The sequence below is a fragment of the Alcanivorax sp. DP30 genome, assembly GCF_009882945.1.
GTDB lineage: Bacteria > Pseudomonadota > Gammaproteobacteria > Pseudomonadales > Alcanivoracaceae > Alcanivorax.
Genome location: NZ_WTUY01000002.1, coordinates 699,039 through 699,316, shown reverse-complemented (window position 1 = coordinate 699,316; position 278 = coordinate 699,039). Strand labels below are relative to the sequence as shown.

Genomic DNA, 278 nt, shown 5'->3' with positions numbered 1-278 from the left:
ACCTGGGCCCGACCACACCGATCGACTGTCTGACCGAAGCCGGTGGTAACTTCGGCGACGTGCAGGACCTGCTGCTGGGTTCCAACCCGCTGACCGAGCAACTTTGTCCGGAAGCGGCAGCGAATAGCCCGATTGATCCGGCGGCCTGCTTTATGGAAGCTGCCAGCGGCTTCAACCCGGGCGGCGGTGGCCTGCCGGGTGCCGATGGCAACCCGCTTCAGCCGGTACTGGCGCAGTTCTGCCCGGACACCTCCGAAGCAGACCTGGGGCCGACCACG

The 278-nt window shown here is 66.5% G+C and carries 1 protein-coding gene; it reads left to right on the top strand.

Features of this window, described 5'->3' with window-relative positions:
• Positions 1 to 59: 59 nt before the first annotated feature.
• Positions 60 to 278, top strand: a 219-nt coding sequence (locus GQF00_RS03815; protein WP_161317803.1) for a hypothetical protein, incomplete at its 3' end; no start/stop codon positions are given.